Origin of the sequence: Pseudomonas sp. PA-1-6B (assembly GCF_021609545.1) — a bacterium.
Classification (GTDB): domain Bacteria; phylum Pseudomonadota; class Gammaproteobacteria; order Pseudomonadales; family Pseudomonadaceae; genus Aquipseudomonas; species Aquipseudomonas fluorescens_BV.
This window is the reverse complement of sequence record NZ_WJZM01000001.1, coordinates 89,541-113,417: the sequence shown is the minus strand read 5'-3', so window position 1 is coordinate 113,417 and position 23,877 is coordinate 89,541. Positions and strand designations below refer to the sequence as shown.

Genomic DNA, 23,877 nt, shown 5'->3' with positions numbered 1-23,877 from the left:
CTGCGCCGGCCGTTACTTGATCATCGGCAGGTTCAGGCCTTGTTCCTTGGCGCAGTCGATAGCGATCTGGTAACCCGCATCCGCATGGCGCATTACCCCGGTCGCCGGGTCGTTGTGCAGCACCCGCGCAATCCGCTCGGCCGCTTCGTCAGTACCGTCACAGACAATCACCATCCCTGAGTGCTGGGAGAAGCCCATGCCCACGCCGCCGCCATGGTGCAGCGAGACCCAGGTGGCGCCGCTCGCGGTGTTAAGCAAGGCGTTGAGCAGTGGCCAGTCGGACACAGCGTCGGAGCCGTCCTGCATGGCTTCGGTTTCGCGGTTCGGGCTGGCGACCGAGCCGGAGTCCAGGTGATCACGGCCGATCACGACCGGCGCGGACAGCTCGCCGCTGCGCACCATTTCGTTGAACGCCAGGCCCAACTTGGCACGCTGGCCCAGGCCGACCCAGCAGATACGTGCCGGCAGGCCCTGGAAGCTGATGCGCTCGCGGGCCATGTCCAGCCAGTTGTGCAGGTGGGCATCGTCCGGGATCAGTTCTTTGACTTTGGCGTCGGTCTTGTAGATGTCTTGCGGGTCGCCGGACAGCGCCGCCCAACGGAACGGGCCGATGCCACGGCAGAACAGTGGGCGGATGTAAGCCGGTACGAAACCTGGGAAGTCGAACGCGTTTTCCACGCCCTCTTCCTGGGCCATCTGGCGGATGTTGTTGCCGTAGTCGAAGGTCGGGATGCCTTGCTTCTGGAATTCGAGCATGGCTTTGACGTGGACGGCCATCGACTGCTTGGCGGCCTTGATCACGGCGGCCGGCTCGGTCTTGGCGCGAGCGCGGTATTCGTCCCAGGTCCAGCCGGCCGGCAGGTAGCCGTTGAGTGGGTCGTGGGCGCTGGTCTGGTCGGTGACCATGTCCGGGCGCACGCCACGCTTGACCAGTTCCGGCAGGATCTCTGCGGCGTTGCCCAGCAGGGCGATGGAGATGGCCTTGCCTTCCTTGGTGTACTTGGCGATACGGGCCAGGGCGTCGTCGAGGTCGGTGGCCTGCTCGTCGACGTAGCGGCTGTTCAGGCGGAAGTCGATGCTGACTTGCTGGCACTCGATGTTCAGCGAGCAGGCGCCGGCCAGGGTCGCGGCCAATGGCTGCGCGCCGCCCATGCCGCCGAGGCCGGCGGTGAGCACCCAACGACCGGTCAGGTCGCTGTTGTAATGTTGGCGGCCGGCTTCCACGAAGGTTTCGTAGGTGCCTTGAACGATGCCCTGGCTGCCGATGTAAATCCAGCTGCCGGCGGTCATCTGGCCGTACATGGCCAGGCCCTTGGCATCCAGTTCGTTGAAATGCTCCCAACTGGCCCAGTGCGGTACCAGATTGGAGTTGGCAATCAGCACGCGCGGGGCGTTGCTGTGGGTCTTGAACACGCCGACTGGCTTACCGGATTGCACCAGCAGGGTTTCGTCGTCGTTCAGATTGGTGAGGCTCTCGACGATCTGGTCGTAGCACTCCCAGTTGCGCGCCGCACGGCCGATACCGCCGTACACCACCAATTCTTTGGGATTCTCGGCCACTTGCGGGTCGAGGTTGTTCATCAGCATGCGCAGCGGCGCTTCGGTCAGCCAGCTTTTGGCGGTGAGCTTGTTACCGCGGGCGGCGCGGATTTCGACGTCACGGTATTTTGTAGGCTTGGTCACAGCTAGGACTCCTCGGCGATCGATGCGCGAACATGGATGGTGCGAAGTCTTACGCACACATCTTTACTTGTATGTACAAGCATATGCAATCGAGCGGCCAACTTTAGCCGGGAGGGGTTGGGATTTTTTTGCACGGGGCGTACGAGCCTTGTAAATCAAGGCTTCAACGCTTGATGAAATTTCTTACGGAGGTTTTTTGCAGCAAGGGGAATTTGTCACGGCAGCGAAGCTTTGCATCACGCTGGGGCGTTCGGTAACAAATGGGTGCGCGGGTTGGAAACAGATTTTGTGAACAATGCAAAAACAAATGTGGGAGCTGGCTTGCCTGCGATAGCAGTGTGTCAGTCAGCACATCCTAGGCTGATACACCGCTATCGCAGGCAAGCCAGCTCCCACAGTTTTTAACCGAGTGCGGTCAGTTCGATGATGCAGCAGCGGCCTGTGACCGATATTTCCAGCAGTTCAGTGTTACCGTCCACTTGCAGGCAATCGTGGTGGCCGAGCTTTTCACCCAGCACCTTCACCTCGTCCGCCACGCTGAACACCAGCACCGTCTGCGCGGTACTGAAAAACTGCTGCACGCCATCCACCCACTGCAGCCGTGCGTGGTAACGCTGTGGCGAGTAGATCAGGTTGAAGTCGCGAATCGGCCCGGTGATCAAACGGCATGACACCTGGCTTTCGCCCTTGAACGCGAACGGCTGCAACGGCAACAACCCGCGCTGCTCCTCACCGTCTACGGTCAGCACCATGCCGGCGCCTTTGATCACCGTAATCACGCGCTGGTAACCGGCGAAGGTGGAAAACCCACCCGACTCGGCGATATCGGCAATCGACAAACGCCAGCCAAATCCATCCAGGCCGGTGCCGGCGTCGCGACTGATTTCTTCGGTACTGCCGCCGCCGTTCTTCCACGGCATGCGCACGTAGTCGGCGGCGCGCCAGACGTTGATCTCACTCATTTACTGAAGCGTCCTTCGAGGCTGTGACGGGAGCCGGGGTGGATCAACCGCGCCGCAGTCACCGGCTGACGACCCGACCAGGTGCGTCGGCGAATCAACAGGCACGGCTCGCTCGGCTCGATCTGCAACAACTTGCACTCGGCGGCATCGGCGAGAATCGCCTCAACCACATGCTCACCCTCAGTCAACGGAGCGACCTGGTTCAAATAGGCATACGGGGTTTGCTGGGTGAAGTCCTGCTGTAGGTATAGCGGCGCGACCAGGGCGTTGACGAAACGGTCTTCGATTTGCACGGGAATGTCGTTCTCGTAATGCACGATCAACGAGTGGAACACCCGCCCGCCTTCGCGCATTTCCAAGGCGACGGCGCGCTCGGAACCAGCAGCTTCTTCGCCCAGGGTGATGACCTGGCAAGTGTGCCGATGCCCGCGGGAAGCGATTTCATCGGCGATGTTGTGCACTTCAAACAGCGCCGACTGGCTCTTGGGCTCGGCCACGAAGGTACCCACGCCTTGCATACGCACCAACAAGCCTTCGGCGGTCAGCTCGCGCAGGGCGCGGTTGATAGTCATGCGGCTGAAGCCCAACTCGCTGACCAGCTCGCTTTCCGACGGCACGCGGTAATGGGGCGGCCAGTTGCCGTTGAGGATCTGCTGGCTGATCATCTGTTTGACGCGGGCATACAAGGGCGCCGGACTTTCGTCCATGTGGGCAGCCAGCGAAGAGTTGGCGGGCGGAGTCGGCACAGGGAATCCTTGCAGGGGAAAAAGATGCATAGATTGCCGGAGTTTACCGAGCAGGCAAACGTCTGTATATGTATATACAAATAAACACACGACCGGGGTGCCTTGATCATGTCCGCTTTCTTTGCCGAACGCGCACTGCTGCCTAATGGATGGGCCAACGATGTACGTCTTGAAGTCAGCACCGATGGCCTGCTGACAAAGGTTGAGCCCAATGCCAGTGCAGAAGGCGCGGAACGGCTCAGGGGCCCAGTGTTGGCGGGCATGCCGAACCTGCATTCCCATGCCTTCCAGCGCGCCATGGCGGGCTTGGCCGAAGTGGCCGGCAACCCCAATGACAGTTTCTGGACCTGGCGCGACTTGATGTACCGCATGGTCGGCAAGATCAACCCCGAGCAGTTGCAGGTCATCGCCCGCCAGCTGTATATCGAAATGCTCAAGGCCGGCTACACCTCGGTGGCCGAGTTCCATTACGTGCACCACGATCTCAGCGGCCAGCCCTATGCCGACCGTACGGAACTGTCCCGCCAGATCAGCCAGGCGGCCGCCAGCAGCGGGATCGGCCTGACCTTGCTGCCGGTGCTCTACACCCACGCGGGCTTTGGTGGCCAAGCGCCGAATGAAGGCCAGCGACGTTTTATCAATAGCACTGAAAACTACCTGGACCTGCAAGCACGCCTGCAGCCCATTCTGGCGGCACAACCGGCGCAGCAACTGGGCCTGTGCTTCCACTCCCTGCGCGCCGTAACCCCCGAACAAATCCATACCGTGCTGGGCGCCAGTGACAAAAACTGCCCGGTGCATATCCACATCGCCGAACAGCAAAAAGAAGTCGACGACTGCCTGGCCTGGAGCGGTAAGCGCCCGTTGCAGTGGCTGTATGACAATGTCCAGGTGGATGATCGCTGGTGCCTGGTGCATGCCACCCATGCCGATGCCGACGAAGTCACCCGCATGGCCAACAGCCGAGCGATTGCCGGTTTGTGCCTGACCACAGAGGCCAACCTGGGCGATGGGATTTTTCCGGCGGTGGACTTCCTCGCTCAGGGCGGCCGCATGGGCATCGGTTCCGACAGCCATGTGTCACTGAGCGTGGTGGAAGAATTGCGTTGGCTGGAATACGGCCAGCGCCTGCGCGATCAACGGCGTAATCGGTTGTATCGCAGTGACCAACCGATGGTGGGTCGCACGCTGTTCGATGCTGCGCTGGACGGTGGCGCACAAGCGCTGGGCCAGCCGATTGGTCGACTGCAAGTGGGCCAGCGTGCGGACTGGATAGTGCTGGACGGTAGCGACCCGTACTTGGCGACGGCCAGTGAGGATGGAATTCTCAACCGCTGGCTATTTGCCGGTGGTGATCGGCAAGTACGCGATGTACTGGTCAATGGCAAATGGGTGGTGCGAGATGGGCATCATGCTGGCGAAGAAGACAGCAGCCGGGCATTCACCCAGGTCCTGAAGGACTTGCTGAACTGACGACCAACCCATAACAACTGTGGGAGCTGGCTTGCCTGCGATACAGACACCTCGGTACTTCAGTTACACCGGGTTGATGCTATCGCAGGCAAGCCAGCTCCCACATTTGATGGGGGGGCTGCAAATTACTGAGACGTCTTCGCCATCTGCTTATCCGACGTACGCCAGATCAACCGCGTGGTGTCATAGCCTTGCTGTCGCGCCCTGCTCAGCAGGTCTTCGCGGGTATCGGCACTCACCGTCGGCGTGCGCGACAGGATCCACATATAACGACGGCTCGGGCTACCGACGATGGCGGTCTTGTAGTCATCGCTGACATACAGCACCCAGTAGTCGCCCTTGGCAACGCCCGGCAACAGTGATGTAAACCAGTTATTGAATTCCACCCACAGCTTGTCGGTCTTGCCTGGTACCTGCGGCGTAGCCGTGCCTTTGGCCTCTTGCCACTTCCACTCAGGCGTCAGGCAGCGGTTGAAAACCGACATGTCACCATCAGGCAGCAAGGTATAGCGGGCTTCGGATTGCGCACAGTTGCGCTGGAAGTACATCGGCAACCGGGCCAACTCATACCAAGTGCCCTGGTAACGCTTGAGGTTGACGTTGCTCGCAGTCTTGGGTTGCAGATCATCGCCAGAATGGCTGGCGCAGCCCGCCAAAAACAGGCTGGCGCAAAGGAACAAAACAAAACGCATCATTCTTCTTCTCCCGCAGGCTCGCGCCCCGGTTTACTTCAGGCCTTGCCCGGAAAACATCAGAACTTTGTCACCGGCGTACTGCACGCTGATAAAGCTGCTTTTATCGCCCCAGGTGCAGCTGGACATGCCCAGTGCGCCGGAACAATCGGTTGGCTTGCCCAGCAACGACTCCACCTCGGCTTTGGCCATGCCGGCTGAGAGCTTTTGGTAGTTTTCTTGGGTGACCTTGCTGCAAGCGGCTAAGAGCACGCAAAAAGCCAGCAGGGCGAGACGGCGTATAGACATGGAAAAGCTCCTGGAGAGACAAAGCAGCTGGGGTATCTGCCAGAAGCTTAGAAGGGAAAAGGGGTGTCTGGTTCCCGACGAGCGAAAACAAAAAAGCCCCGAAAACGCTGAAACGTTTCGGGGCTTCTTTAACGGTGATCCATCTCACAATACAGCGGCTCACCGCTCGTTACGGCTTACTTCTTGTGATAGGCCGTCACGCGCTCAACTTCTTCCTTCGAACCCAGGAACACCGCCACACGCTGGTGCAGGCCTTCAGGCTGAATGTCGAGGATGCGCTGGTGGCCGTCGGTAGACGCACCGCCTGCCTGTTCAACCAGGAACGACATCGGGTTGGCTTCGTACATCAGGCGCAGTTTGCCCGGCTTGGACGGCTCGCGGCTGTCGCGCGGATACATGAACAGGCCACCACGGGTCAGGATGCGGTGTACGTCGGCAACCATCGCGGCCACCCAGCGCATGTTGAAGTTCTTCTTCAGCGGGCCTTCTTCGCCTTCCATCAGCTCGTTGACGTAGCGCTTCACCGGTTCTTCCCAGTGGCGCTGGTTGGACATGTTGATGGCAAATTCCTGGGTAGAGGCAGGAATCGAAATGTCTTCGTGGGTCAGCACGAAGCTGCCCATTTCACGGTCCAGGGTGAAGCCTTTGACGCCGTCGCCCAGGGTCAGCACCAGCATGGTCTGTGGGCCGTAGATCGCATAGCCGGCAGCAACCTGCTCGGTGCCTGGTTGCAGGAAGGCCTTTTCGTTCAGGGCTTCGTTCTGGCTCAGGTATTCGTTGGGGCAACGCAGTACCGAGAAGATGGTGCCGACCGGTGCGTTGATGTCGATGTTGGACGAACCGTCCAGTGGGTCGAATACCAGCAGGTATGCGCCTTTCGGGTATTTGCCTGGGATCTGGTAGGCATTGTCCATTTCTTCGGACGCCATGCCGGCCAGGTGGCCGCCCCATTCGTTGGCTTCGAGCAGGATTTCGTTGGACAGAACGTCCAGTTTCTTCTGCACTTCGCCCTGCACGTTTTCAGTGCCCATGCTGCCCAGGACACCGCCCAGTGCGCCTTTGGAAACGGCGTGGCTGATTTCCTTGCAAGCACGCGCCACCACTTCGATAAGGAAGCGCAGATCGGCAGGCGTGTTGTTGCTGCGGGTCTGCTCGATCAAATAGCGACTCAAGGTAACGCGGGACATGGACGGCTCCGGAGAATGGGGGGCTAAAAACCCGCGCAGTTTAGCGCGAGTCGGGGCTGATTTCCTCTAATCAGAGGATTTAACGCCAATAGAGTTCACGACCAGGCTTGATGTGGGAGGGGGCTTACCCCCGATTGCGGTCATTCAGTCAATGCATGAGTGACTGATCAACCGCTATCGGGGCAAGCCCCCTCCCACATTTTTAAACGCGGCGGTCAGTCGAGGGCTTTCCAGATCTCTGTGGCGTATTCGCGGATGGTGCGGTCCGAGCTGAACCAGCCCATGCGCGCTGTGTTGAGCACGGCCGAGCGCCACCAGGCCTTGGAGTCGTGCCAATGCGCCTCGACCCGCGCCTGGGCGTCCCAGTAGGCGTCAAAGTCGGCACACACCAGGAAGCGGTCGTAGTCGATCAGCCCATCGATCAGGCCCACATAGCGGCCCGGGTCATCCGGCGAAAATACCCCGCCACGGATCGCTTGCAGCACGTCGTTCAAGCGATGGGACGCGGCGATGTCCGGCCCGGCGCTGAACTCGCCGGCGTGCTTGCGGGCTTCTACCTGCTGGGCGCTGAGGCCAAAGATAAACATGTGCTCGGCGCCGACCCGCTCGTGCATCTCCACGTTGGCGCCGTCCATGGTGCCGATGGTCAGCGCACCGTTGAGGCCGAACTTCATGTTGCTGGTACCCGACGCCTCAAAGCCGGCCGTGGAAATCTGCTCCGACAAATCCGCTGCCGGAATGATGCTTTCCGCCAGGCTGACATTGTAGTTGGGCAGGAACACCACCTTGAGCAAACCGCGCACGGTCGGGTCATTGTTGACGGTGCGGGCGATGTCGTTGGTCAGCTTGATGATCAGCTTGGCCTGGTGATAACTGGCCGCTGCCTTACCGGCGAAGATCTTCACCCGCGGCACCCAATCGATGCCCGGCTCGGCACGGATCGCCTGGTACAGCGCCACGGTGTGCAGCAGGTTGAGCAGTTGGCGCTTGTATTCATGGATGCGCTTGACCTGCACGTCGAACATCGCCGCCGGGTTGATCGCAATGCCCAGGCGCTCATGGATGATCTGCGCCAGTGCGCGCTTGCTGTGCAGGCGCTGTTCAGCGAACGCTTTGCGGAAGGCCGGTTTCTCGGCAAAGGGTTCCAACTCGATAAGACGCTGCTCGGGCTGGTCCAGAATATCCGGGCCCAGGGCTTCCACCAGCATATCGGTCAACTTGGGGTTGGCCTGGTACAACCAGCGACGGAAGGTAATGCCGTTGGTTTTGTTGTTGATGCGCTCGGGGTAGAGCTTGTGCAGTTCAGAGAACACCGTGCTGCGCATTAGCTGGGTATGCAAACCGGACACGCCGTTGACGCTATGGGAGCCCAGGAATGCCAGGTTGCCCATGCGCACGCGGCGGCCGTTGTCTTCTTCGATCAGCGACACAGCGCGCAAGACATCAAAGTCGTGGATGCCTTTGGCACGCAGCGAGTCGATGTGCTGGGCGTTGATCAGGTAGATGATCTGCATGTGCCGCGGCAGCATGCGCTCCATCAAACCGACAGGCCAGGTTTCCAGGGCCTCGGGCAGCAAGGTGTGGTTGGTGTACGAAAGGGTCTCGACGGTGACATCCCACGCGGCTTCCCACGGTACATCGTGCAGGTCGACCAGTTGGCGCATCAACTCGGCCACGGCGATGGACGGGTGGGTGTCGTTGAGCTGGATGGCGGCGTGCTCGCCCAGGCTGAGCACCGAACCGTGCATGTTCTTGTGGCGGCGCAGCAAATCCTGCAGGGACGCGGAGACGAAGAAATATTCCTGGCGCAGGCGCAGTTCCTGCCCTGCTTCGGTGCTGTCGGCCGGGTAAAGCACTCGGGAGATGCTTTCGGCACGGGCCACTTCGGCGACGGCGCCCAAATGGTCACCGGCGTTGAAGCGCTCCAAGTGCAGGTCTTCTACAGCCCGCGCACGCCAGAGGCGCAGGGTGTTGACGCTGGCGCCGCGCCAACCGACGACAGGCGTGTCATAGGCAACAGCACGTACGGTTTCGCTGGGTGACCACACCTGGATCATCTTGCCGGAGGCGTCCGCGACAGTTTCGACGCTGCCGCCAAAGCCGATCGGGTAAATCACTTCGGCGCGCTCGAATTCCCAAGGGTTACCGAAATCCAGCCAGCGTTCGGTCTGTTCCTGCTGCCAGCCGTCAACAATGGCCTGGCGAAACAAGCCGTGCTCATAACGGATGCCATAACCGTGACCGGCAATCCCCAAGGTCGACATGCTTTCCATAAAGCACGCCGCCAACCGACCAAGGCCACCGTTGCCGAGCGCCGCGTCGGGCTCCAGCAGGCGGATGCGCTCCAGATCCACGCCCAGCTCCGACAGCGCTTCGCGAGCGATCTCCAGCACACCCAGGTTGCTCAGGCTGTCGTAGAGCAACCGGCCAATGAGAAATTCCAGAGAGAGGTAATAAACGCGCTTCTGGCCTTTGCGATAAATACGCCGCGTGTGGTCCATCCAGTGATCGACCATCTGGTCGCGGGCGGCCAGGGCAATGGCTTCGAACCAGTCATGGTCGAAGGCGTGATCCGGGTCCTTGCCCACCGCGTAGGTGAGTTTGGTCAAGACAGCATCGCGGAATGCGGCTACCTCTGCTTCTCGTGCAAGCGGTTCCTGAGACATCGGTGCGACCTCGGGCGAGATTGAAGGAGTTGCTAGAGCCTAGTCGGTCTGACAGACGGTAGACGTGCTGGTTCGGCAGTTTTTTAACTCATTGGCCATGGGCTGAATTTGATGCAGGGGTCGTGCCCGATCAGACCGTGGCTAAACCTTTGAGCTGAAAGCTGCAAAATATTGTTCAAAAAACCACCAATCCCGGTATGATCGCGCGCCCGGATAACGCCCCACCTTGGAACCTTGATGAAGCCTCAACTGATCGCCGCCGCGGAACTCGACCGTCTAGAGACCTGGCAGAAATATTCCGCCCATATGTGCGGCGGCTGCGTGTCCAGCTGCTGCACGCTGCCGGTGGAGGTGAAGATCAAGGACCTGATCCGCATTGGCATCGTCGATGAGTTCGAGCGCGGCGATCCGCCGAAGAACATCGCCAAGCGTTTGCAGAAAGAAGGCATCGTCGAGCGGTACAACAACAAGTCCGAAATTTTTACCCTGCAGCGCATGAGCAACAACGACTGCCTGTACCTGGATCGTAAGACGCGCTTTTGCACTATTTATGACAAGCGCCCGGATACGTGCCGTAACCACCCGAAAATCGGGCCGCGGCCGGGGTATTGCGCGTATAAGCCCAAGGAAGTGGTGCGCGAAACTAACTTCAAGACCCTCGACAAGTTCTGATCAGCGTTGCGGGGCTCTTGAGGGCCCCATCGCAGGCAAGCCAGCTCCCACATTTGAACGTGTTCACAAATCAAACTGTGGGAGCTGGCTTGCCTGCGATGAGGCCAGTAAAGACAACCCACATTCTGCAGGCATAAAAAAACGCCCCCGGCCTTTCGACCGGGGGCGTTTTTCATTCAGCCTGAGTTAACTCAGTTCTTGGCTTTCTTGGCAGCGCGGGTACGCTCGCCTTCGTCCAGGATCTTCTTACGCAGGCGGATCGACTTAGGCGTGACTTCGCACAGCTCGTCGTCCTGGATGAATTCCAGGGCCTGTTCCAGGGTGAAGCGAACAGGTGGAACCAGAGCGATGGTTTCGTCTTTGCCCGAAGCACGCATGTTGTCGAGCTTCTTGCCTTTGGTTGGGTTCACGCCCATGTCGTTGTCGCGGCTGTTCAGACCAACGATCTGACCGTTGTAGATCTCTTGACCGTGTTCAACGAACAGCTTGCCACGCGCCTGGAGGGTTTCCAGGGAGTAGGTCAGCGCCTTGCCGGTTTCTACCGATACCAGAACACCGTTCTGACGGCCGGACATGTCGCCGGACTTCATGGTGTCGTAGCGATCGAAGATCGAGGTCAGGATGCCAGCACCGTTGGTCAGGGTCAGGAACTGGTTACGGAAACCGATCAGACCACGAGCAGGGATGTTGTATTCCAGACGCACACGGCCTTTGCCATCCGGCACCATGTTGGTCAGGTCGCCCTTACGCAGGCCCATCTCTTCCATGACCTTGCCCTGGGATTCTTCAGGGGTGTCGATGGTGACGTTTTCGAACGGTTCCTGCTTCACGCCGTCAACTTGACGGATGATCACTTCCGGACGACCAACACCCATTTCGAAGCCTTCGCGACGCATGGTTTCGATCAGTACCGAGAGGTGCAGCTCACCACGGCCGGAGACCTTGAACTTGTCAGCCGAGTCGCCTTCTTCAACGCGCAGAGCAACGTTGTACAGCAGCTCCTTGTCCAGACGCTCCTTGATGTTACGGGAGGTCACGAACTTGCCTTCTTTACCGCAGAAAGGCGAGTCGTTTACCTGGAAGGTCATGGAAACGGTTGGCTCGTCAACGGTCAGAGGCTTCATCGCCTCGACGTTGTCCGGCTGGCACAGGGTGTCGGAGATGAACAGCGAGTCCATACCGCTCACGCATACGATGTCGCCAGCGAAAGCTTCTTCAACGTCGATGCGGTGCAGGCCGTGGTGACCCATCAGCTTCAGGATACGACCGTTGCGCTTCTTGCCGTCGGCGCCGATAGCGACAACCGGGGTGTTCGGCTTGACGCTACCACGAGCGATACGGCCAACGCCGATAACACCCAGGAAGCTGTTGTAGTCCAGTGCCGAGATTTGCATCTGGAACGGGCCTTCACGGTCGACTTTCGGTGCTGGTACGTTGTCGACGATCGACTGGTACAGCGGAGTCATGTCTTCAGCCATGTCGGTGTGGTCAAGACCAGCAATACCGTTCAGGGCCGAGGCGTAGATGACCTGGAAGTCCAGCTGTTCTTCGGTGGCACCCAGGTTATCGAACAGATCGAAGATCTGGTCCAGAACCCAGTCCGGACGCGCGCCTGGACGGTCAACCTTGTTGATGCACACGATCGGACGCAGGCCGGCTTCGAAAGCCTTCTTGGTCACGAAACGGGTTTGCGGCATAGGGCCGTCTTGAGCGTCAACCAGCAGCAGAACGGAGTCAACCATCGACATTACGCGTTCTACTTCGCCGCCGAAGTCGGCGTGGCCCGGGGTATCCACGATGTTGATGTGGTAGCCGTTCCAGTTGATAGCGGTGTTTTTTGCCAGGATGGTAATACCGCGCTCTTTTTCCTGGTCGTTGGAGTCCATCACGCGCTCGTCGTTGAGCTCGTTGCGCTCCAGGGTGCCGGATTGACGCAGGAGTTTGTCTACCAGGGTGGTTTTACCATGGTCAACGTGAGCAATGATGGCGATGTTACGTAGATTTTCGATCACTTGTGTATCTCGATCAGAGGATTCGGTGTGCTGACAGGTCGTGGCAGCGATTAACAGTAGAGTCAGGCCTTGCCGTTACAGCTTGACGGCAGAGTCGGGGGGCCGGTGACGCAGGCCACAGGCAAACAGCCCCGGGCTCTTAGCTCGGTCGATAAACGCGCACATTGGCATGCCCCTCACTGAGCAAATGGTGGGCATGCAGGCGACTCATCACGCCTTTGTCGCAATACAACAGGTACTGACGGCTGTTATCCAGTTCCTTGAAACGCGCGTTCAGTGCGTAGAACGGCAGCGTTTGCACGTCGATGCCAGCGATTTCCAGCGGCTCGTCTTCGGCGGCATCCGGATGACGGATGTCGACGACGATCTGGCCGGCCAGGGCTTCGCTGACTTCTTCGATCTGCACATCCTGGCCCAATTCGTCGATCACTCGATCGATTGGCACCAGCTTGGCGTTCTCGAGCGCACGCTCCAGAATCGCCATGTCGAATTCTTTTTCTTCATGCTCCACGCGGTGACGCTTGGCGTGGGTCTTGGGGTTCACCGAAATGACCCCGCAGTATTCAGGCATATGCTTGGCAAAGTCGGCGGTGCCGATTTGCTCTGCCAGGTCGATGATGTCCTGCTTATGGCTGGCGATCAGCGGGCGTAGCACCAGCTTCTCGGTCACGCAGTCAATGATCGACAGGTTAGGCAGCGTCTGGCTGGAAACCTGGGAAATCGCTTCGCCGGTCACCAGGGCGTCGATCTGCAATTGATCGGCGATTCGGGACGCAGCGCGCAACATCATACGCTTCAATACTACGCCCATATGACTGTTATCGACTTTGCCGAGAATTTCGCCCAGCACTTCCTCGAACGGTACGCTTACAAATAGCACGCGTTGGGAGCTGCCGTATTTCTTCCAGATAAAGTGCGCGACTTCCATCACGCCCAATTCATGTGCACGCCCGCCCAGGTTGAAGAAGCAGAAGTGGCTCATCAGGCCGCGACGCATGATCTGGTAAGCCGCCACCGTGGAATCGAAACCGCCGGACATCAATACCAGGGTCTGTTCCAGGGCACCCAGCGGGTAGCCGCCGATGCTGTTGTGCTGGCTGTGGATCACGAACAACCGTTGGTCGCGAATTTCCATGCGCACTTCAATTTGTGGCGCTTTGAGGGAAATTCCAGCGGCGCCGCACTCACGACGCAGCTTGCTGCCGACGTATTTCTCGACATCCATGGAGCTGAACGGGTGCTTGCCAGCACGCTTGCAACGCACCGAAAAAATCTTGCCTTCAAGCGCACTGCCGTAGTGCTGCTTGCACTTTTCGGTGATGTCGTCGAAGTCGCCCAGAGGGTACTCATCCACCTGCAGGAAATGCGCGATGCCCGGCATGCAGCTCAGGCGCTCGGTCATGTCCTTCAAGGCTTTGGCGTCGGTAATGCGGGTTTCCAGCTCGAGGTTGTCCCACACGCCGTTCACCACCACAGCCGGGTCCAGGTCACGGAGCACGGCACGGATGTTCTTGGCCAACTGACGGATGAAACGCGTCCGTACCGGTCGGCTTTTGATGGTGATCTCGGGGAAGACTTTAACGATTAATTTCATGGAAACAGCGCGCGCCGGGCCTGCTGAAAAAGGGGGGCGCGGATTATAGCGGAAATCGCTCAAGGTTTAACCAGTTAATATGCATTGCATACGCAATGCACCAAAACGGGTCATTTACACAAATAAACGCTACATTGCAGTGCGCGATTTATGCCGTTTTTGCCGATTGCACCGTTATAGGGGCTATTTTGAGGCAAAACGGCCATGTTGGCGCACTGGCATGCAATTTGCTCTCTTGTGAGGCAGGTTGCCTTGGCGGAGTATCCGCGCCGGCATCACCCAAATTCTAAGGGCTAACTCCACTACCCAAGCCCGAAGCCACCCGGAGGACACCATGTCGAAGTCGGTTCAACTCATCAAAGATCATGACGTTAAATGGATTGATCTGCGCTTCACGGACACAAAAGGCACTCAGCACCACGTGACCATGCCGGCTCGCGATGCGCTGGAAGATGACTTCTTCGAAGTCGGCAAGATGTTCGACGGTTCCTCCATCGCCGGCTGGAAAGGCATCGAAGCCTCCGACATGATCCTGCTGCCAGACGACAGCACCGCCGTACTCGACCCGTTCACCGAAGAGCCGACCCTGATCCTGGTGTGCGACATCATCGAACCTTCGACCATGCAAGGCTATGACCGCGACCCACGCGCCATCGCCCACCGTGCCGAGGAATACCTGAAGTCCACCGGTATCGGCGACACCGCATTCTTCGGCCCTGAGCCAGAGTTCTTCATCTTCGACTCGGTGAAGTTCAAGTCCGACATCTCCGGCTCCATGTTCAAGATTTTCTCCGAGCAAGGCTCGTGGATGTCCGACCAGGACGTGGAAGGCGGCAACAAAGGCCACCGTCCAGGCGTGAAAGGCGGCTACTTCCCAGTACCACCGTTCGACTTCGACCATGAAATCCGTACCTCCATGTGCAACGCACTGGAAGAAATGGGCCAGACCGTTGAAGTTCACCACCACGAAGTGGCGACTGCCGGCCAGAACGAAATCGGCGTGAAATTCAACACGCTGGTGAAGAAGGCTGACGAAGTTCAAACCCTGAAATACTGCGTGCACAACGTTGCCGATGCCTACGGCCGCACCGCTACCTTCATGCCTAAGCCGCTGTACGGCGATAACGGCTCGGGCATGCACGTTCACGTATCGATTTCCAAAGACGGCAAGAACACCTTCGCCGGCGAAGGCTATGCCGGCCTGTCCGACACCGCTCTGTACTTCATCGGCGGCATCATCAAGCACGGCAAGGCCCTGAACGGCTTCACCAACCCGTCGACCAACTCCTACAAGCGTCTGGTCCCAGGTTTTGAAGCGCCGGTGATGCTGGCCTACTCGGCACGCAACCGCTCCGCCTCGATCCGTATTCCTTACGTCAACAGCCCTAAAGGCCGCCGTATCGAAGCGCGCTTCCCAGACCCGGCTGCCAACCCTTACCTGGCCTTCGCCGCCCTGATGATGGCCGGCCTGGACGGTATCCAGAACAAGATCCACCCTGGCGACGCCGCCGACAAAAACTTGTACGACCTGCCGCCTGAAGAGGCCAAAGAGATCCCACAAGTGTGCGGCAGCCTGAAAGAAGCCCTGGAAGAGCTGGACAAGGGCCGTGCGTTCCTGACCAAAGGCGGCGTTTTCAGCGACGACTTCATCGACGCTTACATCGCCCTGAAAAGCGAAGAAGAAATCAAAGTACGCACCTTCGTACACCCACTGGAATACGAGCTGTACTACAGCTGCTGATCCGGTAGCGCTGCTTGAGGCAGCGTGATGAGAAAGACCTCCTTCGGGAGGTCTTTTTTTTGCCTGGGCGTTACGCTACGCCAGCTCTGCAAACCCAATCAAAGTGTGGGAGCTGGCTTGACTGCGATAGCGCACTGCCGGCCACCTGCTGTATCACTGACACACCGCCATCGCGGGCAAGCCCGCTCCCACAGGAGATCACCTTTGAGATATCGACTTGTATTTGCCCTGCTGTTCATCAGTGCCAGTGCGAGCGCAGCGCCGCCTACGCTGGAACCCCTGCTCAACAGCATCGCCGAACGCCTGGAGATTGCCGACCAGGTAGCACTGAGCAAGTGGGACAGCCACAAGCCCGTGGAGGACAAGAAGCGCGAGCAAGAGGTGATCGCCAGCGTCACTGCCCAGGCGCCGAGCTACAAGCTGGACCCGGCCGCTGCCGAGCAGTTTTTCGCCGCACAGATCGAAGCCAATAAACTGGTGCAATACACCCACCTGTCCGATTGGCAGTTCCAGGGCAAAGCTCCCGACGACCCGCGCCCGGACTTGGTCCAGCAGATCCGCCCGCAATTGGACGAGCTGCAAAAAAGGCTGCTGCAGCAGCTGGCTGACTTCACGCCCTTGCGCACAGACCCTAAATGCCCCCAATGGCTGGCCGAGGCCGTGCACGAACCGCTGAATGATCCGCTGCGCCAACTGGCGATGATCCGCGCCACCGCCGAGCTCTGCATCTACAAAGGCGAGTGACTGCAAACCCAATTAAAAATGTGTGCAGCTGGCTTGCCTGCGATAGCGGTGTTGAATGCGCCACCGCTATCGCAGGCAAGCCAGCTCCCACGCTGACTACGATTTGCCTTAAATCTTCAGTTGCTGAACAACCTTCACAAAACCGCACTATATTGGTGCGATAGTCTGCACCCTTCTCAATTGCCCAGCCCATTTTGGTTCGAAACTTCCCGTTGAGGCTGGCAGAACGCCACAGTTTCGCGCCTAAACCCCTTATTTCAGGGCATTAGCGCTTCTTTTCGGAGCCTTGGTTTGGTTTTTGCATTTTCCTTGTATCAGCGTGTGCCTCAAGCCCGCGCCTTGCTCCAAAAGAGGTCCCGATGACCATCAGCGATGCACTGCACCGTTTGTTACTCGACAACCTGACCACCGCGACCATCCTGCTCAATGCCGACCTGCGTCTTGAGTACATGAACCCGGCGGCGGAGATGCTCCTGGCGATCAGCGGCCAGCGCAGCCATGGGCAGTTCATCAGCGAATTGTTCACCGAGTCGGCCGAAGCCTTGAGCTCGTTGCGCCAGGCCGTGGAGCAGGCACACCCGTTCACCAAGCGCGAAGCGATGCTCACCGCGCTCACCGGACAAACGTTGACCGTCGACTACGCCGTGACCCCGATCCTGAGCAATGGCGCGACCCTGCTGCTGCTCGAAGTTCACCCCCGCGACCGCCTGCTGCGCATCACCAAGGAGGAAGCGCAGTTGTCCAAGCAGGAAACCAGCAAGATGCTGGTGCGCGGCCTCGCCCACGAGATCAAGAACCCGTTGGGCGGCATTCGCGGCGCGGCACAGTTGTTGTCCCGTGAGCTGCCGGACGAGCACCTCAAGGACTACACCAACGTCATCATCGAAGAAGCCGACCGTCTGCGTAACCTGGTGGACCGCATGCTCGGCTCCAACAAGCTGCCGTCCTTGGCGATGACCAACGTGCATGAGGTGCTGGAGCGGGTCTGCCAATTGGTCGAGGCCGAAAGCCAAGGCTGCATCACCTTGGTGCGCGACTACGACCCAAGTATTCCCGACGTGTTGATCGACCGCGAGCAGATGATCCAGGCGGTGCTCAACATCGTGCGCAACGCCATGCAGGCCATCAGCAGCCAGAATGAGCTACGCCTGGGCCGCATCAGCCTGCGCACCCGCGCCCTGCGCCAGTTCACCATCGGCCATGTGCGCCACCGCCTGGTGACCAAGGTCCAGATCATCGACAACGGCCCCGGCATTCCTGCGGAGCTGCAGGAAACCATCTTCTTTCCCATGGTCAGCGGCCGCCCGGACGGTACCGGGCTGGGCCTGGCCATCACCCAGAACATCATCAGCCAGCATCAGGGCCTGATCGAATGTGAGAGCCACCCTGGCCACACCACGTTCTCGATCTTCCTGCCATTGGAACAAGGAGCCCCCACGACATGAGCCGTAGTGAAACTGTCTGGATCGTCGATGACGACCGTTCTATCCGCTGGGTCCTCGAGAAAGCCTTGCAACAGGAAGGCATGACTACCCAGAGCTTCGACAGCGCCGACGGGGTGATGAGCCGCCTGGCACGCCAGCAGCCGGACGTGATCATTTCCGATATCCGCATGCCTGGCGCCAGTGGCCTGGACTTGCTGGCGCGCATTCGCGAGCAGCACCCGCGCCTGCCGGTGATCATCATGACTGCCCACTCGGACCTGGACAGCGCTGTCGCGTCCTACCAGGGCGGCGCCTTTGAATACCTGCCCAAGCCATTCGATGTGGATGAAGCGGTGGCGCTGGTCAAGCGCGCCAACCAGCACGCCCAGGAACAACAGAACCAGGAAGCGCCGCCGACCCTGACCCGTACCCCGGAAATCATCGGGGAAGCGCCGGCGATGCAGGAAGTGTTTCGCGCCATCGGGCGCTTGAGCCATTCCAACATCACCGTGCTGATCAACGGCGAATCGGGGACCGGTAAAGAGCTGGTGGCCCATGCCCTGCACCGCCACAGCCCACGCGCGGCCTCGCCGTTTATCGCGCTGAACATGGCGGCGATCCCCAAGGACCTGATGGAGTCCGAGTTGTTCGGCCATGAGAAAGGCGCATTCACCGGCGCGGCCAACCTGCGTCGCGGACGCTTTGAACAGGCGGACGGCGGCACGCTGTTCCTCGATGAGATCGGCGACATGCCGGCCGATACCCAGACTCGCTTGCTGCGCGTGCTGGCGGACGGCGAGTTCTACCGTGTGGGCGGGCATACGCCGGTCAAGGTGGATGTGCGCATCATCGCGGCCACCCACCAGAACCTGGAAACACTGGTGCATGCGGGTAAATTCCGTGAGGACTTGTTCCACCGCCTCAACGTGATCCGCATCCACATCCCGCGCATGTCGGACCGTCGCGAAGATATCCCCACCCTCGCCCGCCACTTCCTCAGCCGCGCCGCCCTGGAGCTGGCCGTCGAGCCCAAGCTGCTCAAAAGCGAGACCGAGGAATACCTCAAGAACCTGCCGTGGCCCGGCAACGTGCGCCAGCTGGAGAACACCTGCCGCTGGATCACGGTGATGGCCTCCGGGCGTGAAGTGCACATCAGCGACCTGCCGCCGGAGCTGCTGAGCCTGCCGCAGGACTCGGCTCCCGTGACCAACTGGGAACAGGCGCTGCGCCAATGGGCGGACCAGGCCTTGGCACGCGGCCAGTCGAACCTGCTGGACAGCGCCGTGCCAGCGTTCGAGCGGATCATGATCGAGACTGCCCTGAAGCACACTGCCGGCCGTCGTCGCGATGCGGCCGTGCTGCTGGGTTGGGGGCGCAATACCCTGACGCGCAAGATCAAGGAATTGGGGATGAAGGTGGATGGTGGGGATGATGATGAGGGTGATGAGGCCTGAACCCCAAGACCGCTGAAGGCCCAGTGTGGGAGCCGGGCTTGCCCGCGATGACGGTGTGTCAGTCACCCTGTATAGGGCTGACACGCCCTCATCGCAGGCAAGCCAGCTCCCACATTGGTTTTGTGCAATGCCTGCAGACTGTGCACCGCTTCAATGCACAATGAACCGGCATTGAGCACAGACCAGAAAACTCACATATCGCTTTCGCTACAAATTTCTTGGTAGCAGAAACAAACAAAGCCCCGTATTCCGGGGCTTTGCGCTTTTTGGCATTTTTTTCCAGCAGCAATTGCAAGTTTTGGCACGCCCCCTGCAACAACCCCAGTACTACCCAGTTTCGGGGACCTTGGTACAGGCAGGCCGAGAATCCCCTCTTTAACACCGAAGCCTTGGGCTTCACCCCGTTTTGGGAGCCCTGGTACAGGCAGGCCGGGAACTCCCTCTTTTATTGCTCTTGGAGATGGATCTCCAGCCGCCAGCGGCCATCGACCTCTGCACCGCTCCACTCCCCACGCAACGGCCGAGCCGCCACCAAGTTCAGCAGCAGGCCAGCGTCGGTCTTGCGTATGCGCCAATTCACGTCCTTGTCATTGACCTTGAGCTGCCCGCTTGCAGCCTTTCCCTGGGCGTCAAACAGCAACGCCACGGTGCCGTCGATATGCTCGCCGTGCAGCTTGGGTTCGTCGTTGAACCACACCACCAAACCATCCGCCGCAGGTTCTACCTGTTGCAGCTCCAGCGGCTCGGGGGTGGTCAAGCGACCGATCATCAAGCCAATCATCAAGCCGACAATCGCCAATGAGCCCAACACCCTCGGCAATAGCTTCGGTCTCGGGTCGTCTTCGGGGGTAGAATGCAGCGCATCTTTGCCTTCGGAGCCGTGCATGTTTCACGTCATCCTTTTTCAACCAGAAATTCCGCCGAATACCGGCAACGTTATCAGGCTGTGCGCCAACAGTGGCTGCCACCTGCATTTGATCGAGCCGTTGGGCTTTGACATGGACGACAAGCGCCTGCGCCGTGCCGGGCTGGACTACCACGAGTACGCCACCCTCAAGCGCCATGCCGACCTCGCCAGTTGCCTGGAGAGCCTGGGCCACCCTCGGCTGTTCGCGTTCACCACCAAGGGCTCGCGGCCGTTTCATGATGCCAGCTTTGCCGAGGGCGACGCGTTCCTGTTCGGCCCGGAGAGCCGAGGCCTGCCGGCCGAGGTGCTTGACGCATTGCCCGATGGCCATCGCCTGCGCTTGCCGATGCGTGAAGGCTGCCGCAGCCTGAACCTGTCGAACACCGTAGCCGTTGCCGTCTATGAAGGCTGGCGCCAACTGGGCTTTAAATAACACCGCATAACAAATGTGGGAGCGGGCTTGTGTGGGAGCCGGGCTTGCCCGCGATGCAGGCACCTCGGTGTGTCAGTCACACCGCAGTGATGCTATCGCAGGCAAGCCAGCTCCCACACAAGCCCGCTCCCACATTTTAGAACCGCATCGCTCAGCAAATTACTGAACGGTTGGCGCGCCTTCCTGTTGCATGCGCTGCAGCTCTTGGGCGTACAGGGCATCGAAGTTCACCGGGGCCAGCATCAGGGCCGGGAACGAACCACGGGTAACCAGGCTGTCCAGGGTCTCACGGGCATACGGGAACAGGATGTTCGGGCAGAACGCACCCAGGGTGTGGCTCATGGACGCTTCGTCCAGGCCTTGGATCAGGAAGATACCGGCCTGTTGCACTTCAGCGATGAAAGCGACTTCTTCACCATTCTTGACGGTGACCGACAGGGTCAGCACGACTTCGTGGAAGTCACCTTCCAGGGATTTCTGACGGGTGTTCAGGTCCAGCGCAACGCTTGGGGTCCACTCCTGACGGAAGATGGCCGGGCTTTTTGGCGCTTCGAACGACAGGTCACGCACGTAGATCCGCTGCAGCGAAAACTGTGGGCCTTGAGCTTCTGCTGCTTCGGTGTTCTGTTGATCAGTCATCGCAGATCCTTCTTTATCTTGGGTTCTTAAGGGTTTAGACGTCAGGCGGACAGCAGCGCATCAAGTTTACCGGCGCGCTCCAGAGCGAACAGGTCGTCGCAACCACCGATATGCCGGGTGCCGATCCAGATCTGCGGGACCGACGTGCGGCCAGCCTTCTGGGCCATTTCGGCGCGCACCTGGGGCTTGCCATCGACCTTGATCTCTTCAAAGGCAACACCCTTTTTCTCAAGCAAGGCCTTGGCCCGCATGCAGTAAGGGCACCAATCGCTGGAATACACGACAACCTGGCTCATATCACTTCACCAACGGCAGGTTATCGCCACGCCAGCTGCTGATACCACCCGACAGCTTGGCGGCGGTGAAGCCGGACTTGAGCATCTCACGGGCGTGGGTGCCGGAGTGCTGGCCCTGGGCATCGACCAGGATGATGGTCTTGGCCTTGTGCTTTTCCAGTTCGCCCAGACGCGCAATCAGCTTGTCCTGGGGAATGTTCAGGGCGCCAACGATATGGCCGGCGGCATAATCCTTGGCCGGGCGAATATCGACGACGACGGCCTCATCCTTGTTGACCAGCGCGGTCAGCTCCGACGTGCTCAGGCTGCGACCACCGCGGCTCAGTTCGTGAGCGATCAGCAGCGCCAGCAGGATGACGAAGGCGCCCACAAGCAGGTAGTGGGCAGTGGCAAATGCAATCAGGTGATCAACCATCAAGGAGGTTCCAGGGCGTTAAAATGGCGGTAAGTATACACAGCCGCCAGGGGGGGCCAACCCCCGTAAAGCGGTGACGTGGTTGGAACTTCGCTTTAAACTGCCACTCCCTTTTCAATTGTCTTCCTTTATTAGCGCCGCGAGAGGATCTATGACTACCACGCCTAAACCTTTGGTCCTGATAATTCTCGATGGCTTCGGACACAGTGAAAGCCACCACGACAACGCAGTGTACTCGGCCAACAAGCCGGTACTGGACCGCCTGACCGCCACCGTGCCCAACGGCCTGATCTCAGGTTCCGGCATGGACGTGGGCCTGCCGGACGGCCAGATGGGCAACTCGGAAGTCGGCCACATGAACCTCGGTGCCGGACGAGTGGTGTACCAGGACTTCACTCGTGTCACCAAGGCGATCCGCGATGGCGAGTTCTTCGAAAACCCGACCATCTGCGCGGCGGTCGATAAAGCCGTTGCCGCCGGCAAGGCCGTGCACTTCATGGGCCTGTTGTCGGACGGCGGCGTACACAGCCATCAGGATCACTTGGTCGCCATGGCCGAACTGGCGTTCAAGCGCGGCGCTGACAAAATCTATCTGCACGCCTTCCTCGACGGCCGCGACACGCCACCTAAAAGCGCGCAATCCTCCATCGAACTGCTGGATACCACCTTCGCCGCCCTGGGCAAGGGCCGTATTGCCAGCCTGGTGGGCCGTTACTTCGCCATGGACCGCGACAACCGCTGGGACCGTGTCGCCCAGGCCTACAACCTGATCGTCGACGGCCAGGCCGAATTCAACGCAGCCACCGCCCAGGAAGGCCTGGAAGCGGCCTACGCCCGCGGTGAAAGCGATGAATTCGTCAAAGCCACCACCATCGGCGAACCGGTGAAGGTCGAAGACGGCGACGCCGTGGTGTTCATGAACTTCCGCGCCGACCGCGCCCGTGAGCTGAGCCATGTGTTCGTCGATGAAGGCTTCAAGGACTTCGAACGCGCGCGCCAGCCGAAGGTCGAGTTCGTCATGCTCACCCAATACGCCGCCAACATCCCGGCCCCGTCGGCGTTCGCCCCGGGCAGCCTGGAGAACGTGCTGGGCGACTACCTGGCCAAGAACGGCAAGACCCAACTGCGCATCGCCGAAACCGAGAAATACGCCCACGTGACGTTCTTCTTCTCCGGTGGCCGCGAGGAGCCGTTCCCCGGCGAAGAGCGCATCCTGATCCCGTCGCCAAAAGTCGCTACCTACGACTTGCAGCCGGAAATGAGCGCACCGGAAGTCACCGACAAGATCGTCGACGCCATTGATCACCAGCGTTATGACGTGATCGTCGTCAACTACGCCAACGGCGACATGGTTGGCCACAGTGGAAACCTGGAAGCGGCGGTCAAGGCCGTGGAATGCCTGGATAAATGTGTTGGCCGCATCGTCGACGCGCTGGAAAAAGTCGGCGGCGAAGCACTGATCACCGCCGACCACGGCAACTGCGAACAGATGTCCGACGAATCCACCGGCCAAGCTCACACCGCGCACACCACCGAACCGGTACCGTTCATCTATGTCGGCAAACGTGACCTGAAAGTGCGTGAAGGTGGCGTGCTGGCGGATGTGGCGCCGACCATGCTCAAGCTGATGGGGCTGGAGCAGCCGAAGGAGATGACCGGGACCTCGATCCTGGTCTGATCCAAAGTACGCCACAAAACAGTGTGGGAGCGGGCTTGCCCGCGATAGCGGCTAATCAGTCGACATCTATGTCGCTGACCCACCGCAATCGCGGGCAAGCCCGCTCCCACATTGGTTTGTGGTGTTTGATAGATGTCTTTTCGCCATACCAGCACCACTCGGCACCTATCT

21 protein-coding genes are annotated in these 23,877 nt (G+C 59.7%); 8 read left to right on the top strand and 13 right to left on the bottom strand.

The genetic code is table 11. The features are described 5' to 3' along the window. Nucleotides 1-12: 12 nt before the first annotated feature. From hutU to hutC, 3 genes are all read right to left on the bottom strand, one after another. Entirely contained in the window at nt 13-1,683 is a 1,671-nt protein-coding gene (hutU, locus tag GIV35_RS00515; protein ID WP_014716533.1) for a urocanate hydratase, read from the bottom strand. A 401-nt stretch (nt 1,684-2,084) separates the two neighbouring features. Next, a complete protein-coding gene (locus GIV35_RS00510) occupies nt 2,085-2,645 on the bottom strand; it encodes a HutD/Ves family protein (protein WP_105225450.1) in 561 nt (186 codons plus the stop codon). Next, entirely contained in the window at nt 2,642-3,352 is a 711-nt protein-coding gene (hutC, locus tag GIV35_RS00505; protein ID WP_232917554.1) for a histidine utilization repressor, read from the bottom strand. Before hutC ends, GIV35_RS00510 begins: the two co-directional genes overlap by 4 nt. Before the next feature lie 147 nt (nt 3,353-3,499). Between hutC and GIV35_RS00500 the strand changes: the two genes are divergently transcribed. Next, the gene (locus GIV35_RS00500) at nt 3,500-4,864 is read left to right on the top strand and encodes a formimidoylglutamate deiminase (protein ID WP_213153917.1); all 1,365 of its coding nucleotides are present in this window, start codon (nt 3,500-3,502) and stop codon (nt 4,862-4,864) included. Nucleotides 4,865-4,989: 125 nt separating this feature from the next. On the opposite strand, the gene GIV35_RS00495 is transcribed toward GIV35_RS00500, so the two are convergent. The 4 genes from GIV35_RS00495 to GIV35_RS00480 all read right to left on the bottom strand — a co-directional run bounded on the left by GIV35_RS00495 (nt 4,990) and on the right by GIV35_RS00480 (nt 9,697). Beyond that, nucleotides 4,990-5,559: a lipocalin family protein gene (locus GIV35_RS00495; RefSeq protein ID WP_034117302.1), complete on the bottom strand. Its 570-nt coding sequence runs from the start codon at nt 5,557-5,559 to the stop codon at nt 4,990-4,992. A gap of 30 nt (nt 5,560-5,589) precedes the next feature. Further along, nucleotides 5,590-5,844, bottom strand: a complete 255-nt coding sequence (locus tag GIV35_RS00490; protein WP_044270662.1) for a lipoprotein — start codon at nt 5,842-5,844, stop codon at nt 5,590-5,592. Between the two features lie 176 nt (nt 5,845-6,020). Next, nucleotides 6,021-7,031 carry a class 1 fructose-bisphosphatase gene (locus tag GIV35_RS00485; protein WP_003187818.1) on the bottom strand — a complete coding sequence of 337 codons (1,011 nt, stop codon included), beginning with the start codon at nt 7,029-7,031 and terminating at the stop codon, nt 6,021-6,023. A gap of 215 nt (nt 7,032-7,246) precedes the next feature. Continuing rightward, nucleotides 7,247-9,697 carry a glycogen/starch/alpha-glucan phosphorylase gene (locus GIV35_RS00480; protein WP_105225447.1) on the bottom strand — a complete coding sequence of 817 codons (2,451 nt, stop codon included), beginning with the start codon at nt 9,695-9,697 and terminating at the stop codon, nt 7,247-7,249. A gap of 237 nt (nt 9,698-9,934) precedes the next feature. Between GIV35_RS00480 and GIV35_RS00475 the strand changes: the two genes are divergently transcribed. After that, complete coding sequence (locus tag GIV35_RS00475) at nt 9,935-10,369, top strand: YkgJ family cysteine cluster protein (RefSeq protein WP_003187815.1); 435 nt, start codon at nt 9,935-9,937, stop codon at nt 10,367-10,369. A gap of 191 nt (nt 10,370-10,560) precedes the next feature. On the opposite strand, the gene typA is transcribed toward GIV35_RS00475, so the two are convergent. Together typA and thiI are read right to left on the bottom strand one after the other, a co-directional pair. After that, nucleotides 10,561-12,381: a translational GTPase TypA gene (gene typA, locus GIV35_RS00470; protein ID WP_014716526.1), complete on the bottom strand. Its 1,821-nt coding sequence runs from the start codon at nt 12,379-12,381 to the stop codon at nt 10,561-10,563. Between the two features lie 139 nt (nt 12,382-12,520). Further along, nucleotides 12,521-13,975, bottom strand: a complete 1,455-nt coding sequence (gene thiI, locus GIV35_RS00465) for a tRNA uracil 4-sulfurtransferase ThiI (RefSeq protein WP_034125541.1) — start codon at nt 13,973-13,975, stop codon at nt 12,521-12,523. Nucleotides 13,976-14,309: 334 nt separating this feature from the next. On the opposite strand from thiI, the gene glnA reads away from it, so the two are divergent. The 4 genes from glnA (at nt 14,310) to ntrC (ending at nt 19,338) form a co-directional block, all read left to right on the top strand. Then, entirely contained in the window at nt 14,310-15,716 is a 1,407-nt protein-coding gene (glnA, locus tag GIV35_RS00460) for a type I glutamate--ammonia ligase (protein WP_003187811.1), read from the top strand. Between the two features lie 204 nt (nt 15,717-15,920). After that, entirely contained in the window at nt 15,921-16,460 is a 540-nt protein-coding gene (locus GIV35_RS00455; protein WP_105225446.1) for a chorismate mutase, read from the top strand. A gap of 359 nt (nt 16,461-16,819) precedes the next feature. Next, nucleotides 16,820-17,905, top strand: coding sequence for a nitrogen regulation protein NR(II) (glnL, locus tag GIV35_RS00450; protein ID WP_236264747.1), 1,086 nt, complete (start codon nt 16,820-16,822; stop codon nt 17,903-17,905). Next, complete coding sequence (gene ntrC, locus GIV35_RS00445) at nt 17,902-19,338, top strand: nitrogen regulation protein NR(I) (protein ID WP_003187806.1); 1,437 nt, start codon at nt 17,902-17,904, stop codon at nt 19,336-19,338. Before glnL ends, ntrC begins: the two co-directional genes overlap by 4 nt. A 445-nt stretch (nt 19,339-19,783) precedes the next feature. Here ntrC and GIV35_RS00440 read toward each other — a convergent pair whose 3' ends face one another. After that, on the bottom strand, nt 19,784-20,224 hold the full coding sequence (locus tag GIV35_RS00440; protein WP_019819992.1) for a hypothetical protein: 441 nt from the start codon (nt 20,222-20,224) through the stop codon (nt 19,784-19,786). Here GIV35_RS00440 and GIV35_RS00435 point away from each other — a divergent pair. Beyond that, entirely contained in the window at nt 20,223-20,678 is a 456-nt protein-coding gene (locus GIV35_RS00435) for a tRNA (cytidine(34)-2'-O)-methyltransferase (RefSeq protein ID WP_003171120.1), read from the top strand. The genes GIV35_RS00440 and GIV35_RS00435 overlap by 2 nt on opposite strands. A gap of 159 nt (nt 20,679-20,837) precedes the next feature. On the opposite strand, the gene secB is transcribed toward GIV35_RS00435, so the two are convergent. Genes secB through GIV35_RS00420 form a run of 3 tightly spaced genes read right to left on the bottom strand, consistent with a single transcriptional unit; the run spans nt 20,838 to nt 22,028 of the window. Next, complete coding sequence (secB, locus tag GIV35_RS00430) at nt 20,838-21,317, bottom strand: protein-export chaperone SecB (protein ID WP_032894017.1); 480 nt, start codon at nt 21,315-21,317, stop codon at nt 20,838-20,840. A gap of 41 nt (nt 21,318-21,358) precedes the next feature. Then, nucleotides 21,359-21,613 carry a glutaredoxin 3 gene (grxC, locus tag GIV35_RS00425; protein WP_003171118.1) on the bottom strand — a complete coding sequence of 85 codons (255 nt, stop codon included), beginning with the start codon at nt 21,611-21,613 and terminating at the stop codon, nt 21,359-21,361. Between the two features lies 1 nt (nt 21,614). Continuing rightward, nucleotides 21,615-22,028, bottom strand: coding sequence for a rhodanese-like domain-containing protein (locus tag GIV35_RS00420; RefSeq protein ID WP_032901811.1), 414 nt, complete (start codon nt 22,026-22,028; stop codon nt 21,615-21,617). Between the two features lie 151 nt (nt 22,029-22,179). Between GIV35_RS00420 and gpmI the strand changes: the two genes are divergently transcribed. Then, nucleotides 22,180-23,706, top strand: coding sequence for a 2,3-bisphosphoglycerate-independent phosphoglycerate mutase (gene gpmI, locus GIV35_RS00415; protein WP_054897547.1), 1,527 nt, complete (start codon nt 22,180-22,182; stop codon nt 23,704-23,706). Nucleotides 23,707-23,877: the final 171 nt, after the last annotated feature.